This window comes from Achromobacter sp. RT286_PF (assembly GCF_059760425.1).
The window spans coordinates 53052-67358 of sequence record NZ_JCBAMR010000005.1; the positions used below are offsets into that span (position 1 = coordinate 53052).

Below are 14307 nucleotides of genomic sequence, written 5' to 3' on the forward strand. Positions count from 1 at the left end.
CGAAACGGATTCGGTATGCCAGGCACCTGAAATCTTATTTATATGAATTGACGGAAATCCGGATATTCCCGTCGTACTAATATTGAATTCGGTCTTAGATTCAATATTTCATGCTCGTCATTGTTTAATGACGCACCCGTCATTCTTCTTCGGAATACAGGCCGTGTTCCACCGCGTAGACGGCCACCTGCACCCGGCTGGTCAGGTTCAATTTCTTCAGCACGTTCTGCACATGGATCTTCACCGTGCTTTCGCTTACGTCCAGTTCGCGCGCGATGACTTTATTGCTGGCGCCGCGCGCCAGGCATTGCACAATCTGCGTCTCGCGGGCGGTCAGGCGGTGGCGTTCGGCCGCGCCCTTGCCTTGCGCCGCCTGGGCCGCCTGCGTGGCCTGGCCACGAAATTGGTCTACCAGCTTGGCCGTCATGCTCTCGGCTATCACCGATTCGCCCCTGGCTGCGCGCCGGATGGCCGATGTCAGCACGTCGGCGTCGATGTTCTTGACCAGATAGCCGCGCGCCCCGTCGCGCAAGGCCTGGCCCAGTTCATCGGCTTCTTCCGACACGGTCAGGATGATGACCGCGCAAGACGGCAGATCCTGCGTCAGCAGTTGCAGCGTTTCAAGGCCGGACAAGCCGGGCAGGTTCAAGTCCAGCAGTATCACATCGGGCTGCAATTCCTTGGCGCGCTTGATCCCCTCCACGCCGTCGCCCGCTTCGGCCACCACTTCAAAGTCGGGCTGGCGTTGCAGCAGCAGGCGCACGCCGGAACGGAACAGGGTGTGGTCATCGACAAGCAGGATACGGATGGGCATGGTCAATAAAGGTCAGGCGGCCTGGCGCTCGCTGCCAGGCAAAGTCAGCATGACGCGCGTACCGGCGCCGGGCTGCGATTCGAGTTTTATCAGGGCGCGCATGCGGGCCGCGCGCTCTTGCATGATGTGCAGGCCCACGTGCGCGTCGCCGCGCGCCGCCACATCGGCGGGGTCGAAGCCCTGGCCGTTATCGACGATGTGCAGGCTGAAGTCGCGGTCGTTGCCCACCGTGACGTCTACGCGGCTGGCCTCGGAATGCTTGCGCACGTTAGACAGGGCTTCTTGCAGAATGAACAGGACTTGCAGTTGCTGGTCAGGCGGCAACGGCGCGCCTTCGCCCCGATCAAACCGCAGCGTGATGTCGATGGCCGTCTGGCGCCGAAAACGCTCCACGGTGCTTTCGATAGCGGCTTGCAGGTCGCCCTGACCCAATTTGGTGCGGAAGTTGTTCAGCAGTTCGCGCACGTCCTGATAGCTTTCGTCAACGCCGGTGCGCAGCAGCGGCAGAATTTCAGCCACCTCGTCTTCGTCGCCGCGCTTGACGGCCGCGTCCAGCATCTGCAATTGCAGGTTCAGGAAATTCAGCCCTTGCGCCAGGCTGTCGTGCAAGCCTTGCGCGACAAGCCCACGTTCCTGAACCACGGCCAGTTGCCGGGCCTGCGCGCTAAGGCGGCGGTTATCCAGCGCCACACCCAGATGCTGGCCCAGCGTTTCAAGCAGCTGCGAGTCGGACGGCGCCAGCCGGCGCTGTTGCCGAAAATGCAGCGAGTACGAACCCAGCACTTCGTCGCGCGTCACGATGCGGAACACCGCCACGCTGGCGAAGCCGTCGCGCACGCAGTTCAAGTCCATGTCGGGCGGCGAATGCCGGAAATCCTGGATGACGACGACGCCCGCCTGGCGCGTGGCCACGCCGCAATAGCAGTCGTCCACCTTCATGCAATGTTCGGATTCCACCAGCGCGTCGGACAGGCCCACCGACACCACCAGGTTGAGCTTTTCGTTGTCGGGGTCCAGCGCGCGGATGCTGCCGCCGTCGGCGTCGAACTGCAACATGACGCGGCGCAGGAAGCCGTCGCACATGGCTTCGATGTCGTTGGGCTGATTCAGGAAGGCGGCCATGTCGTACAGCGCGCCGATGTCTCGGTTTTGCGCGGCCAGCTGCGCGGTCTTTTGTTCGACGCGCGTTTCCAGGCCGGTGTACAGGTCTTGCAACTGGTCCGCCATGCGGTTGTAGCCGCGCGCCAGGACGCCAAATTCGTCTTCGCTTTCCACGGGCAGCCGCGTGCTGAAATCCCGGTCGGCCATGCGTTGCAGGCCGTCGCGCAGGCGCAGCACCGGGGCGATGATCCACAGGTACAGCAGATAGATCATCGCCAGCGTGCCGGCGCAGGCGATGGCGGCCAGCACGCCTTGCGACAGCCGCAACGCCGTGGTCTTGCCGGCGTTGTCTTGCTCAATCATGCGCACCAGCGTGTCCGCGCGGGTGACGAACTCGGGCAGCGTCTGCAAGTACACGGCCGCGTCCGGTTGCGTCAGCGCGCGCTGGGCAGCGGGCTTCATCACGTCGTGCCAGTAATTGGCCACGTCATGCCATTGCGTGCGGATCGCTTCGTTATTGGGGATGAAAAGCGGGCGCGCCGGGTTGCCGCGCGCCAGGCGGGAAATGGTTTCGTCCATTTCGGCCATCTGTTCCTGGCTGCGCGCCTCGCGGCCTGCTTGCGGCCGCATCAACTCGACGGCAACGCGGTTGGCGCGCATGCGCAGGCTGCCGGTGTCATTGATGGCGGCGCCCGCGCCTTCCAGCTGCCACGACAGCCACAGCGTCCAGCTGATCATTGACAGCACCACCACCAACGCGGCCAGTGAGCTGGCGACGATGCGCGTGGACAGCCGATGCCGGGGCGACGGCAGGCCGTCGGAGCCGACATCCGGCGCAGCCGTGCGGGCGCCGGAGGCAGCGCTGGCGGTGGCGCCACGGTCGGTGGGGGTGGCGGTACCGGCGGTGGACGGAGAAATCGTCATGGTGATCGGATCAGGGCGATGCGGGACTTGCGGTGCGGGACTCGCGGTGCAGTGTTGGCGGTGGTTGCGGTGGTTGCGATGCTTGCAATGCCCGCCGTGCGTCCCGCGCGGTGCCTAGTGTATTCGCCTTCAGGGCAGGCCCAAATGGTCGCAGATGAATTGCACGACCCGCGCGGGGTCGTTCAGCGGCAGGCATGGCAAGGCGGTGTCCAGCGCGGCGTCAGTCACAACGGCCAGGAAACTGCCGTCCTCCGCATGCAGTGCAGGCTTGCCCAGGGCGGGCCGATAAACTTCCAGGCGGGCAATCGCAGCCTGTTTGAAACCTTCGACTAGCACCAGGTCGGCGGGCGACAGCCGCGCCAATTGCTCGTCCAGGCTGGGTTCGGGTGCGTCGCGCAATTCATGCACGATGGCGTAGCGGTACGGCGAGGCCACCATCACCTCCTGCGCGCCCGCCAGCCGAAAGCGCGCGCTGTCCTTGCCAGGCGGTTCCATCTGAAAGTCGTGATGGCTGTGCTTGATGACGTTCACGCGCAGGCCGCGCGCCGCCAATAGCGGCAGCATCGCTTCGATAAGCGTGGTCTTGCCGCTGCCGGACCGGCCGGCGATACCGAAAACTGGGCTCATGCGTGCTCCGAAAACAAGGGACAGACAATGGGTAGAAACGCGTCTGCCCGGGGCGAGTATGCCAGCAATGCCCCGGCCACCAGATCGAAATACCAGCCGTGCAGCGTCAGGCTGCCCGCCGCCACGGCGCGCCGCACGAATGGCAGGTCGTCAAGGTTGCGCAGCGAAATCAGGATGGACGCCTGCTCGCACGCGCGCCGCCGTTCGGCGTCGGTCGCAGCCGGCATCTGGCGCAACACGCGGTCGCGGGCCGGTTCGGCGATGTCCATCCACCGTTCCAGGTAATCGGTTTCGCCATCGCTGCGGGTGCGCTGCTCCATCAGCGCGCGGATGCCGCCGCAATGCGCATGGCCCAGCACGATGATCCGGCTGACCCGCAGCTGCTCGACCGCGAATTGAATCGCCGCCAGCACGCCTTGCAGGCCACGATCCGCGCTGGCCGGCGGCACCAGGTTGGCCACGTTGCGCACGGCGAAGATGTCGCCGGGGTCGCAGCCCAGCAACATGGCCGGGTCCACGCGGGAATCGCAGCATCCGATCAGCAAGGTGCTGGGGTGCTGGCCATCGCGCAGGTGGCGGTACAGCGCCGGTGCCTCCTCGTAATACTGTTGTTGAAAACGTTGGAAGCCGTCGATGAATCGTTCGATGTCGCGCATGATTTTTCCTCGTCCTTCAGCCGCCCGTCTGCGCCATGAAGCGCACGATGCGATCCGGCTGGGCCAGGAAGTCGTGGCGTTCCGGTTTGGCGGCGATGCCGGCCAGGATGGCGCGCGTCAGCGCGGCGTCGGTGGCCCCGGCGCGCAGCATGCGGCCCAGGGGCACCTGGTCTTCCTGGCCCAGGCACAGGTACAAGGTGCCGTCCACGCCCAGTCGGACACGGTTGCAGGCGGCGCAGAAATGGCGCGACATGGGGGTGATGACGCCCAGCACCGGCGCGCCATGGCCGGCGGTCCAGTACCGGGCGGGGCCGGAGCCGGCGCCGAAGCCCAAACCGAAACCCGACCCGAAACCCGAGCCCGCGTGCGTGCCTGTGCCTTGCCCCAACGGCCGGCCCGCTACCGGCATCGCCGGCACCAGCCCCGCCTCGGCGGCCAGCGTGGCGCCCAGCGCATTCAAGTCCGTATGCCGCATGCCTTGCCCGCACGTGCCCATCGGCATGGGTTCGATCAGGCGTAGTACGAAGCCCTGCGAGATGGCGTAGTCCAACAACCGCCGCACGTCCGCGTGCGGCGTTGCCGCGTGCACGACGCTATTGAGCTTGATGGGCGCAAAGCCCGCGTCGCGCGCAGCGGCAAGGCCGGCCAGCACGTCCGCCAGACAATCGCGCCCCGTGATCTGCTTGAAGGCCTCTGCGTCCAACGTATCCAGGCTGACGTTCAGCCGCGTCACGCCCGCCGCGCGCAGCGCCCGCGCATGGCGCGCCAGCCGCGTGCCGTTGGTGGATACCGACAGGTCGGTCACGCCAGGCATGGCGGCGACCACGCCGGCCAGATCCGCCACGCCCCGACGCAGCAGCGGCTCGCCGCCCGTCAGCCGCACCTTGCCTACGCCCAGCGCCACAAACAGGCCGATCACCCGCGCCATTTCGGCATGCGTGAGCCAGTTGGCGGGCGTTTCAAAGCCCTTGAAATCCTTGGGCAGGCAGTAGCTGCAACGCAGGTCGCAGCGATCCGTGACGGACACGCGCAGGTAATCGATGCGTCGGCCGTAGCCGTCGGTCAGCGTGCAAAAGTCGCGGGCGGCGGCGGGGTCGTCCATTACCGCAGGGTCGCCCATCACGCGGCCCTCCCGCCCACCACGCGATCCGCCTCGCTGCCTTGCAGGTCTATGCCCTGCACGTCCGCCTGATCCACCAGCAGCTTGGTGTATTGCCGCCAGGCGGTGTCCTGGCTCATGGCCGACAGCGACGCCGCGATCTGCTGCGCGACGTGTTCGTAGGGCAGCATGCGCCCTTCGATGCGGCGCGTCACCCGCACGATGTGCAGTCCGTGCCGCGTTTGCAGCAGCTGCGGCAACAGCCCGCCGGACGGCAGCGCGAACACCGCGCGTTCAAACTCGGGCACGGTATCGCCCCGGCCCAATTGGCCCAGGCTGCCGCCCACGGCGGCCGACGGGCAGTTGGACTGCTCGCGCGCCACCTGGGCAAAGCTTGACGGATCGGCCAGCAAATCTTGCAGCACCACGTTGGCATGGGCGCGCAGCATGTCCAGGTTGACGTCGGGCGTCACCTGGAAAAGGATGTGGTCGGCTTCGACCAGCTCGCCCACCATGAAGCGCTGCGGATTGGCATGATAGAAGCGCCGGCAGGCGGCGTCGTCCGCCACCGGCGCGGCGGCCTGGCGGGCAAGCAAGGCGGTGATGATGGCGTCTTCGTTGTCACCGATGGCGCTGTCGTTGGCGCCGTTGTTGTCGGCGTCCTGGTTGCCGACGCTAACCACGCCCAGGCGTCGCGCCTCGTCCAGCAACACCCGCCGCAAGACCAGCGCCGTGATGGCGTTGCGCATCGGGTTGCCGGCGTCGGCGTGCAAAGGCAGTTCACGTTCCAGATCGGCGTCGTTCAGTTCGACGCCATTGACGATGACAGGCATGTTGGGCTCCTGGTTCAAACGGTTTCAGCGTGGGCGCACCAGTTGCCAGGCGCGGCCCAGATAGCCCAGCGAGGCAAAGCCGCTCCAGACGTGGACCAAGCGGGTGAACGGGAAAATCACGAACAGCGTCAGCCCCATGAATAGATGCGCCTTGAACAGCAGCGGCACACCCGCGATATGGCTGGCGGCGTCGCCCTGGAACGTCACGATGTGCTGCGCCCACGTCATCAGCCGCACCATCATGTCGCCGTCCATGTGGCCGGCGGACAGCACGATGGTAGACAGCCCCAGCAGCAAGGTCACCAGTATCCAAAGCAGCAGCAGCTTGTCGCCCGGGCGCGTCGTGCGCGCGATGCGCGGATCGGTCAGGCGGCGATGGATCAGGATCAACAGGCCGATCAGGCACAGCCCGCCCATCACGCCGCCCGCCACCATGGCCACCGTCTGCTTGAGCGTGTGGCTTACGCCCAGCGTGTCCCACACCACCACCGGCGTCAGCAGGCCGGCCAGATGGCCGAAGAACAAGCCCAGGATGCCGACGTGGAAAAGGATATTGCCCAGCCGAAGCTGGCCGCGATGCAGCAGCTGCGAGCTGTCGGTCTTCCAGGTGTATTGCTCGCGCTCGAAACGGGCCAGGCTGCCCAGCAGGAAGACGGTCAGCGCAATGTAGGGATAAATACCGAAAAGGAATTGATTCAGGGAATTCATGATGCGTCGTCCTGAGCACGAATGGGGGGGGTGGCGCGGGGATAGAAGCGCACGGCTTGTGCGCCATCGCCCGCGAACGGCCGCAGCAGCGGTTCCACGCCGTCCGCGCTGACGCCGAACGTTTCCATGGCTTCGTCCATGTCGCGCACGGGCGCGTCGGTCTGCTCGCGCGGCACCACCCGGGCCGCCGCGCGCAGCACCTGGAAGATTCCCGCGTACGGGCTGTCGCCGCGCGCCAGCCGCGCACCGATGGCGGCCAGCACGTGGATGGCCTCGTCCAACAGGTCTTGCGCGTCGGCCGGGTCGATCACGCCCAGAAATTCCAGGAACAGCGGCACGTGGTCGGGCAGCTCGGACACGACCGGCTCAAAGCCGTGCTGCCGGTACGTATCCAGCAGGTCGACCATGGCCTGACCCCGGTCACGGCTTTCGCCATGTACGTGTTCGAACAGGTGCAGCGAATGCGAGCGGTTGCGGTCGAAGGTGGCAACGTAGTTTTCCTGCACGGTGGTCAGGTCATTGGTTGCCAGATAGGCGACCAGCGGTTGCAAGGCTTCTTCGGCGTCCGGGTCGTCGGTCAACGCGGCCTCGACCTCGCCCAGCGCGTCCAGCAGATCGGGCTCGGGGTAGCTGAGCAAGGCGGAAAGCAAGCGGTAGTGCGTCATGGTGTTCTCTCCTGTCCTAGCGCGCCTGGGCGGCCTTCTTGCGGGATTTGGGCATCTCGATGAAGATTTCGCTGCCCTGCGGCTTGCGGCCGAACAAAGTGCCTTCGGACACGCCGCCCGAGCAGCCGTTGCCGAAGGTAAAGCCGCAGCTGCCTTTTTCGTTGAAGCTGTCTTCCACGATTTCCTTGTGGCTGCTGGGTACGACGAAGCGGTCTTCGTAGTTGGCAATCGCCATGATCTGGTACATGTCCTGCACCGTTTCCTCGGACAGCCCCACCTGTTCCAGCAGCGCCGTGTCGCGTTCGCCGTGCACGGTTTCCGAGCGCTTGTAGGCGCGCATCGCCAGCATGCGTTCCAGCGCCTGCAACACAGGCGCTTCCTTGCCGGCCGTGAGCAGGTTGGCCAGGTAGCGCACGGGAATGCGCAGGCTGGACACGTCCGGAATCATCGCGCTCTTGCCCACGGTGCGCTGCGGCATCTGGCCGGCTTCGGCCGCCGTCTGGATAGGGGACAGCGGCGGGATGTACCAGACCATCGGCAAGGTGCGGTATTCCGGATGCAGCGGAAACGCCACGCGCCATTGCACGGCCATCTTGTAGACGGGCGACTGCCGGGCCGCTTCCAGCCACGATTCGGGTATGCCCTGTTCGCGCGCGGCGGCGATCACCGCCGGGGAATGCGGGTCCAGGAACAGGTCCAGCTGCGATTCATAAAGGTCCTGTTCGTTGGCGGCGGCGGCCGCGCGTTCGATCTGGTCGGCGTCATACAGCATGACGCCCAGGTAGCGGATGCGGCCCACGCAGGTTTCCGAGCACACGGTGGGCTGGCCGGCTTCAATGCGCGGATAGCAGAACGTGCACTTCTCGGCCTTGCCGCTGCTCCAGTTGTAGTAGATCTTCTTGTACGGGCAGCCCGAGATGCACATGCGCCAGCCGCGGCATTTGTCCTGGTCCACCAGCACGATGCCGTCGTCTTCGCGCTTGTAGATCGAGCCCGACGGGCAGCTGGCCACGCAGGCGGGGTTCAGGCAGTGTTCGCACAGGCGCGGCAGGTACATCATGAACGTGTTCTCGAACGTCGAGTACATCTCTTTCTGCACGCCTTCGAACAACGCGTCGCGGCTGCGCGCGCTGAATTCACCGCCCAGGTCGTCTTCCCAGTTCGGGCCCCAATGGATCTTGTCCATCTTCTTGCCGGTCAGCACCGACACGGGGCGCGCGGTGGGCGGCGTTTGCGACAGCGGCGCGTTCTGCAGGTGTTCGTAATCGAAGGTGAAGGGTTCGTAGTAGTCGTCAATGGCCGGCAGGTTCGGGTTGGCGAACAGGTTGGCCAGGATGCGCAGCTTGCCGCCCTGGCGCGGTTCCAGCTTGCCGGCGGCGGTGCGCTTCCAGCCGCCCTTCCACTTGTCCTGGTTTTCCCATTCCTTGGGGTAGCCGATGCCGGGCTTGGTTTCCACGTTGTTGAACCAGGCGTATTCGACGCCGTCGCGGCTGGTCCAGACGTTCTTGCAGGTGACCGAACACGTGTGGCAGCCGATGCACTTGTCCAGGTTCAGCACCATGCCGATTTGGGCGCGTATCCTCATGATTGCTTCTCTTCTTGTTGCGTGGCTTGTTCAGCCGGGTCCTCGACCAGCGGGCCTTCCAGCCAGTCCACCTTCTTCATCTTGCGCAGCACCACGAATTCGTCGCGGTTGGCGCCCACGGTGCCGTAGTAGTTAAAGCCGTAGGCCTGCTGCGCGTAACCACCGATCATGTGCGTGGGCTTGAGCACCGTGCGCGTAACCGAGTTATGGATGCCGCCGCGCTTGCCGCTGGTTTCCGCGCCGGGCACGTTCACGATCTTTTCCTGCGCGTGGTACATCAGGCACATGCCCACGGGCACGCGCTGGCTGACCACGACGCGTGCGGTCAAGGTGCCGTTCACGTTGAAGACTTCAACCCAGTCGTTGTCCACCAGGCCGGCCTGTTTGGCCTCGGTTTCCGACACCCACACGTGGGGGCCGCCACGGCTTAAGGTCAGCATGCGCAGGTTGTCGGAATAGGTGCTGTGGATGCCCCATTTCTGGTGCGGCGTCAGCCAGTTCAGCACCAGTTCCTTTTCGCCGTTGGGATACTTGCCCAGCATGGGCGCCACCGTCTTGGTGTCGATGGCGGGCTTGTACACGCACGAACCCTCGCCAAAATCCAGCATCCAGCGGTGGTCCTGGTAGAACTGCTGGCGGCCGGTCAGCGTGCGCCACGGGATCAGTTCGTGCACATTGGTGTAGCCCGCGTTGTAGCTGACCTCTTCGCTTTCCAGCCCCGACCACGTCGGCGCCGAAATGATCTTGCGCGGTTGCGCCTGGATGTCCCGGAAACGGATCTTGTCGTGCTCGCGGCCCACGGCCAGGTGGGTGTGGTCGCGCCCGGTGATCTTGCCCAGCGCTTCCCATGCCTTGACCGACACATGGCCGTTGGTTTCGGGCGCAAAGGTCAGGATCATTTCCGCCGCGTCGATGGCGGTGTCCAGGCGCGGGCGGCCCTGGCTGACGCCGGCCTCGCCCACGCTGGCGTTGATGCCGGCCAGCTCGTGCACTTCGTGCTCGGTGTTCCAGTTGATGCCCTTGCCGCCGTTGCCCAGCTTGTCCAGCAAGGGGCCCACCGACGTGAACTTGCGATAGATGTCGTTGTAGTCGCGCTCAACCACCGTCATCGACGGCGCGGTCTTGCCCGGCACCAGATCGCATTCGCCCAGTTTCCAGTCGCGCGGTTCAAACGCCTGGCCCAGTTCTCCCGGCGTGTCGTGCATCAGCGGGGTCAGTACCAGGTCGCGGCGCTTGCCCAGGTAGGGGCCGCCGATCTCGCTGAACTTCCTGGCCAGCAGCTTGTAGATTTCCCAGTCGGTCTTGCTTTCCCACAGCGGCTGCACGGCTTCGCTCAAGGGGTGGATGAAGGGGTGCATGTCGGACGTGTTCAAGTCGTCCTTTTCGTACCAGGTGGCCGTGGGCAGCACGATGTCGCCGTACAGGCAGGTAGTGCTCATGCGGAAGTCCAGCACCGTCAGCAAGTCCAGCTTGCCCTCGGCGGCGTCTTCCTGATAAGTCACTTCGGTGGGCTTGATGGCGGCGGCTTCGTCGCCGAACACGGCGTTTTGCGTGCCCAGCAAGTACTTCAGGAAGTACTCGTGGCCCTTGCCGCTGGAACCCAGGATGTTGGAGCGCCACACGAACATGTTGCGCGGAAAGTTGGCCGGGTCGTCCGGATCTTCGCAAGACATGCGCAGCGCGCCGGACTTCAGTTGTTCCACGGCGTGCGCCACGGGATCCTTGCCGGCGGCGTCGGCCTGGGCCACGAGGTCCAGCGGATTGGTGCGCAGTTGCGGAGCCGACGGCAGCCAGCCCATGCGTTCGGCGCGCGCGTTCAGGTCGATCATCGACAGGTCGCCGTACTTGGCGCGGTCGGCGGTGGGGCCAAGCACTTCCTGCACGTTCAACTTTTCATGGCGCCACTGGCTGGTGTGGGCGTAGAAGAACGACGTGCCGTTCATCTGGCGCGGCGGACGCACCCAATCCGACGCAAAGGCCAGCGGGGCCCAGCCGAACTGCGGGCGCAGCTTTTCCTGGCCCACGTAATGCGCCCAGCCACCGCCGCTCTTGCCCACGCACCCGCACATCATCAGCATGTTGATGATGCCGCGGTAGATCATGTCCATGTGGTACCAGTGGTTCAGGCCCGCGCCCACGATCACCATCGACTTGCCTTCGGTGTCGTGCGCATTCTGCGCGAATTCGCGCGCCACCTGGATCACCTGCGCGCGCGGCACACCGGTATGCTTTTCCTGCCAGGCGGGCGTGTAGGCCACGTCATCGTCGTAGGACGTGGCGACGTTGGCGCCGCCCAGGCCACGGTCCAGGCCGTAGTTGGCCATTTGCAGGTCGTACACCGTGGCGACCAGCGCGTCCGTGCCATCGGCCAGGCGGATGCGGCGGGCCGGCAGGTTGCGCACCAGCACGTCGTCGTGCTCGCCGCCAAAGTACGGGAAGCCCACGCCCACCGTTTCCGCGCCCTGGCCCAGCAGGCTCAGGGTGGGCTCGATGGCCTGGCCATTGCCGCCATTGCGGGATTCCAGGTTCCAGCGGCCAACCTTTTCACCATCGTTGACCGCGCCCTCGCCCCAGCGAAAGCCGATGCTGCCGTTGGGCGCCACCAGGGCGCCGCTGTGCGCGTCCAGCACCAGCGTCTTCCAGTCGGGGTTGTTCTGTTCGCCCAGCGCGCCGTCAAGGTGCGAGGCGCGCAGGAAGTGGTCGGGTGCGTAGAAGCCATCGCGCGGCTTGAGCAACACCAGCATGGGCATGTCGGTGTAGCGGCGCACGTAGTCGCGAAAGTACGGCGACGGGTTGGCCGACAGGTGGAATTCTTTCAGGATGACGTGGCCCATCGCCATCGCCAGCGCGGCATCGGTGCCTTGCTTGGGCGCCAGCCAGATGTCGCCGAACTTGACCATTTCACCGAAGTCGCTGGACACGGCCACCGTCTTGGTGCCCTTGTAGCGGACCTCGGTGTAGAAGTGCGCATCGGGGGTGCGGGTCTGCGGCACGTTCGAGCCCCACACCATCAGGTAGGTGGAGTTGTACCAATCCGCCGATTCCGGCACGTCGGTCTGCTCGCCCCAGATCTGCGGGCTGGCCGGCGGCAGGTCGCAATACCAGTCGTAGAAGCTCAGGCATGCGCCGCCCAGCAGGCTGAGGTAACGCGCGCCGGCGGCGTAGCTGACCATGGACATGGCGGGAATCGGCGAAAAGCCGATCACGCGGTCGGGACCGAATTTCTTGATGGTCAGCGCATTGGCGGCGGCAATGATTTCGGTGGCGGTGTCCCAATCGGCGCGAACAAAGCCGCCCAGGCCCCGGACTGACTTGTAGCGCTTGGCGCGCACGGGGTCCTGGCTGATCCATTCCCAGGCGGCAATGGGGTCCATCGTCTTGCGGGCTTCGCGCCACATCTGCATCAGGCGGCCGCGGATCATCGGGTACTTCACGCGCTGTGCGGAATACACGTACCAGCTGTACGAGGCGCCACGCGGACAGCCGCGCGGTTCGTGGTTGGGCAGGTCGGGCCGCGTGCGCGGGTAGTCGGTCTGCTGCGTTTCCCAGGTGATCAGGCCGTTCTTGACGTACACCTTCCACGAGCACGAGCCCGTGCAGTTCACGCCGTGGGTAGACCGCACCACCTTGTCGTGCTGCCAACGGGCGCGGTAGGCGTTTTCCCACTTGCGGTCTTCATTGACCGTTTCGCCGTGGCCATCGGCAAAGGTGGATTTGACCCGGGACATAAACTTCAACCGGTCCAGGAAGTGACTCATTGTGTTTCTCCAAGAGCGCCGCGTCGGCGGCGCGTACTGCAATCGTTGCGCTGGTTTCACTGTAGGTCGGGGTCCGTTCCCCGACCATTCGCCTGAGGGCCAGGCCGGGCGCGGCAAAGTGACTAGTCACCCGCCGCGCGCTTTGTTCAGCAGGGCACCGGCGCGTTCCTGCGCGCATAGAACCACCACGTAATCACCATGCACGTGGCGTAAAAACCGATGAAGCAAAACAGAGCCGCCTGCACGCTGCCCGTCATTTCCAGCGACGTGCCGAAACTGCGCGGGATGAAAAAGCCGCCGTAGGCGCCGATGGCCCCGGAAAAGCCCAGCACCGCCGCCGATTCCTTGGCCGCTTCGCCTAGCGCACGCTTGTGCGCGTCGGGGCCTTTGCCCGCGGCCGCCTGGGTGCGCTCGCGCAGGAAGATCACGGGAATCATCCGGAACGTCGAGCCGTTGCCCACGCCCGTCAGCGCGAACAGCACAATGAACATCGCTAGGAAACCGTTGAAGTTGCCGCCCTGGCCGGCCCCGGGCAGGAACAGCATCACGCCCAGCACCGCCGCAATCATTCCGGCGAAGGTGACCAGCGTGACGCGCGCGCCGCCCAGCTTGTCCGACACCCAGCCGCCCACGGGCCGCGTCAACGAGCCCACCAGCGGCCCCAGGAACGCGTACGCCATGGGGTTGACGTCGGGGAACAGCGTCTTGGTCAGCATGGCAAAGCCCGCCGAAAACCCGATGAAGGAGCCGAACGTGCCCACGTACAGCCAGCACATCAACCAGTTGTGCTTGCGCTTGAAGATCACCGCCTGGTCCGCGAACGACGCACGCGCGTCGGCGATGTCGTTCATGCCGAACCACGCCGCGATGGCCGCAATGGCGATCGGTACCACCCAGATGAAACCGGCGTTTTGCAGCCACAGGTTCTGCGACGCGCCATTGACCGTGATGTCCTGCGGCGCGCCGCCGGCCACGCCGAAGACGCCCACCGAAATCACCACGGGCACGACAAACTGCGCCAGCGACACGCCCAGGTTGCCGATGCCGGCGTTAAGCCCCGTCGCCAGGCCCTTCTTTTCCTTCGGGAAAAAGAAGCTGATGTTGGCCATGCTGGAACTGAAGTTGCCGCCGCCCAGCCCGCACAGCAGCGCCAGGATCAGCAGCGTTGGGAACGACGTGGTGGGGTCGCGCAGCGCAAAGCCCATGCCCAACGCGGGCACCAGCAAGGACGCCGTCGAGATCGCCGTCCACTTGCGCCCGCCGAACACGGGCACCAGGAACGAATAGAAGATGCGCAAGGTGGCGCCTGACAGCGCGGGCAGCGCCGTCAGCCAGAACAGCTGGTTCTTGGACAGCATGAAACCGGCGCGGTCCAGGTTGACGACGACCACGCTCCACAGCATCCAGATGCTGAACGCCAGCATCAGCGCGGGAATCGAGATCCAAAGATTGCGGTTGGCGACGCGGGCGCCGGTCTGCTTCCAGAAGCCGGGGTTCTCCGGCTCCCAACGCGTCAGGACATGTGTGGACATAGGAG

At 65.2% G+C, this 14307-nt stretch carries 11 protein-coding genes; all 11 read right to left on the reverse strand.

Going from position 1 to position 14307, the window contains the following annotated elements; translation table 11 throughout:
* Nucleotides 1–139 precede the first annotated feature (139 nt).
* The 11 genes from AC6LJY_RS06485 to AC6LJY_RS06535 all read right to left on the reverse strand — a co-directional run bounded on the left by AC6LJY_RS06485 (nt 140) and on the right by AC6LJY_RS06535 (nt 14302).
* Nucleotides 140–814, reverse strand: coding sequence for a response regulator (locus AC6LJY_RS06485; protein WP_046806713.1), 675 nt, complete (start codon nt 812–814; stop codon nt 140–142).
* A 12-nt stretch (nt 815–826) separates the two neighbouring features.
* Nucleotides 827–2839, reverse strand: a complete 2013-nt coding sequence (locus AC6LJY_RS06490; RefSeq protein WP_498135533.1) for a type IV pili methyl-accepting chemotaxis transducer N-terminal domain-containing protein — start codon at nt 2837–2839, stop codon at nt 827–829.
* A gap of 129 nt (nt 2840–2968) precedes the next feature.
* The gene (mobB, locus tag AC6LJY_RS06495; RefSeq protein ID WP_498135534.1) at nt 2969–3466 is read right to left on the reverse strand and encodes a molybdopterin-guanine dinucleotide biosynthesis protein B; all 498 of its coding nucleotides are present in this window, start codon (nt 3464–3466) and stop codon (nt 2969–2971) included.
* Nucleotides 3463–4122: a carbonic anhydrase gene (locus AC6LJY_RS06500; protein ID WP_046806711.1), complete on the reverse strand. Its 660-nt coding sequence runs from the start codon at nt 4120–4122 to the stop codon at nt 3463–3465. The genes mobB and AC6LJY_RS06500 overlap by 4 nt, the downstream gene beginning before the upstream one ends.
* A 16-nt stretch (nt 4123–4138) precedes the next feature.
* Nucleotides 4139–5242 carry a GTP 3',8-cyclase MoaA gene (locus AC6LJY_RS06505; RefSeq protein WP_498135623.1) on the reverse strand — a complete coding sequence of 368 codons (1104 nt, stop codon included), beginning with the start codon at nt 5240–5242 and terminating at the stop codon, nt 4139–4141.
* A complete protein-coding gene (locus tag AC6LJY_RS06510) occupies nt 5242–6054 on the reverse strand; it encodes a peptidylprolyl isomerase (RefSeq protein WP_498135535.1) in 813 nt (270 codons plus the stop codon). The genes AC6LJY_RS06505 and AC6LJY_RS06510 overlap by 1 nt, the downstream gene beginning before the upstream one ends.
* Before the next feature lie 24 nt (nt 6055–6078).
* The gene (narI, locus tag AC6LJY_RS06515; RefSeq protein ID WP_104145213.1) at nt 6079–6762 is read right to left on the reverse strand and encodes a respiratory nitrate reductase subunit gamma; all 684 of its coding nucleotides are present in this window, start codon (nt 6760–6762) and stop codon (nt 6079–6081) included.
* Nucleotides 6759–7427 (reverse strand): nitrate reductase molybdenum cofactor assembly chaperone, encoded by a 669-nt coding sequence (narJ, locus tag AC6LJY_RS06520; RefSeq protein WP_498135536.1) that lies wholly within the window; start codon nt 7425–7427, stop codon nt 6759–6761. Before narJ ends, narI begins: the two co-directional genes overlap by 4 nt.
* Before the next feature lie 16 nt (nt 7428–7443).
* Complete coding sequence (gene narH / locus AC6LJY_RS06525; protein WP_498135537.1) at nt 7444–9012, reverse strand: nitrate reductase subunit beta; 1569 nt, start codon at nt 9010–9012, stop codon at nt 7444–7446.
* Nucleotides 9009–12770, reverse strand: a complete 3762-nt coding sequence (locus AC6LJY_RS06530) for a nitrate reductase subunit alpha (RefSeq protein WP_219990275.1) — start codon at nt 12768–12770, stop codon at nt 9009–9011. Before AC6LJY_RS06530 ends, narH begins: the two co-directional genes overlap by 4 nt.
* A gap of 146 nt (nt 12771–12916) precedes the next feature.
* Nucleotides 12917–14302, reverse strand: coding sequence for a NarK family nitrate/nitrite MFS transporter (locus AC6LJY_RS06535; RefSeq protein ID WP_498135538.1), 1386 nt, complete (start codon nt 14300–14302; stop codon nt 12917–12919).
* Nucleotides 14303–14307 lie beyond the last annotated feature (5 nt).

What these genes read in the sequence shown, in the direction of transcription:
- AC6LJY_RS06530 (WP_219990275.1), bottom strand. Translation starts at nt 12,770, where the DNA reads ATGAGTCACTTCCTGGACCGGTTGAAGTTTATGTCCCGGGTCAAATCC.
- narJ (WP_498135536.1), bottom strand. Translation starts at nt 7,427, where the DNA reads ATGACGCACTACCGCTTGCTTTCCGCCTTGCTCAGCTACCCCGAGCCC.
- narH (WP_498135537.1), bottom strand. Translation starts at nt 9,012, where the DNA reads ATGAGGATACGCGCCCAAATCGGCATGGTGCTGAACCTGGACAAGTGC.
- AC6LJY_RS06500 (WP_046806711.1), bottom strand. Translation starts at nt 4,122, where the DNA reads ATGCGCGACATCGAACGATTCATCGACGGCTTCCAACGTTTTCAACAA.
- AC6LJY_RS06485 (WP_046806713.1), bottom strand. Translation starts at nt 814, where the DNA reads ATGCCCATCCGTATCCTGCTTGTCGATGACCACACCCTGTTCCGTTCC.
- AC6LJY_RS06505 (WP_498135623.1), bottom strand. Translation starts at nt 5,242, where the DNA reads ATGGGCGACCCTGCGGTAATGGACGACCCCGCCGCCGCCCGCGACTTT.
- narI (WP_104145213.1), bottom strand. Translation starts at nt 6,762, where the DNA reads ATGAATTCCCTGAATCAATTCCTTTTCGGTATTTATCCCTACATTGCG.
- AC6LJY_RS06490 (WP_498135533.1), bottom strand. Translation starts at nt 2,839, where the DNA reads ATGACGATTTCTCCGTCCACCGCCGGTACCGCCACCCCCACCGACCGT.
- AC6LJY_RS06510 (WP_498135535.1), bottom strand. Translation starts at nt 6,054, where the DNA reads ATGCCTGTCATCGTCAATGGCGTCGAACTGAACGACGCCGATCTGGAA.
- AC6LJY_RS06535 (WP_498135538.1), bottom strand. Translation starts at nt 14,302, where the DNA reads ATGTCCACACATGTCCTGACGCGTTGGGAGCCGGAGAACCCCGGCTTC.
- mobB (WP_498135534.1), bottom strand. Translation starts at nt 3,466, where the DNA reads ATGAGCCCAGTTTTCGGTATCGCCGGCCGGTCCGGCAGCGGCAAGACC.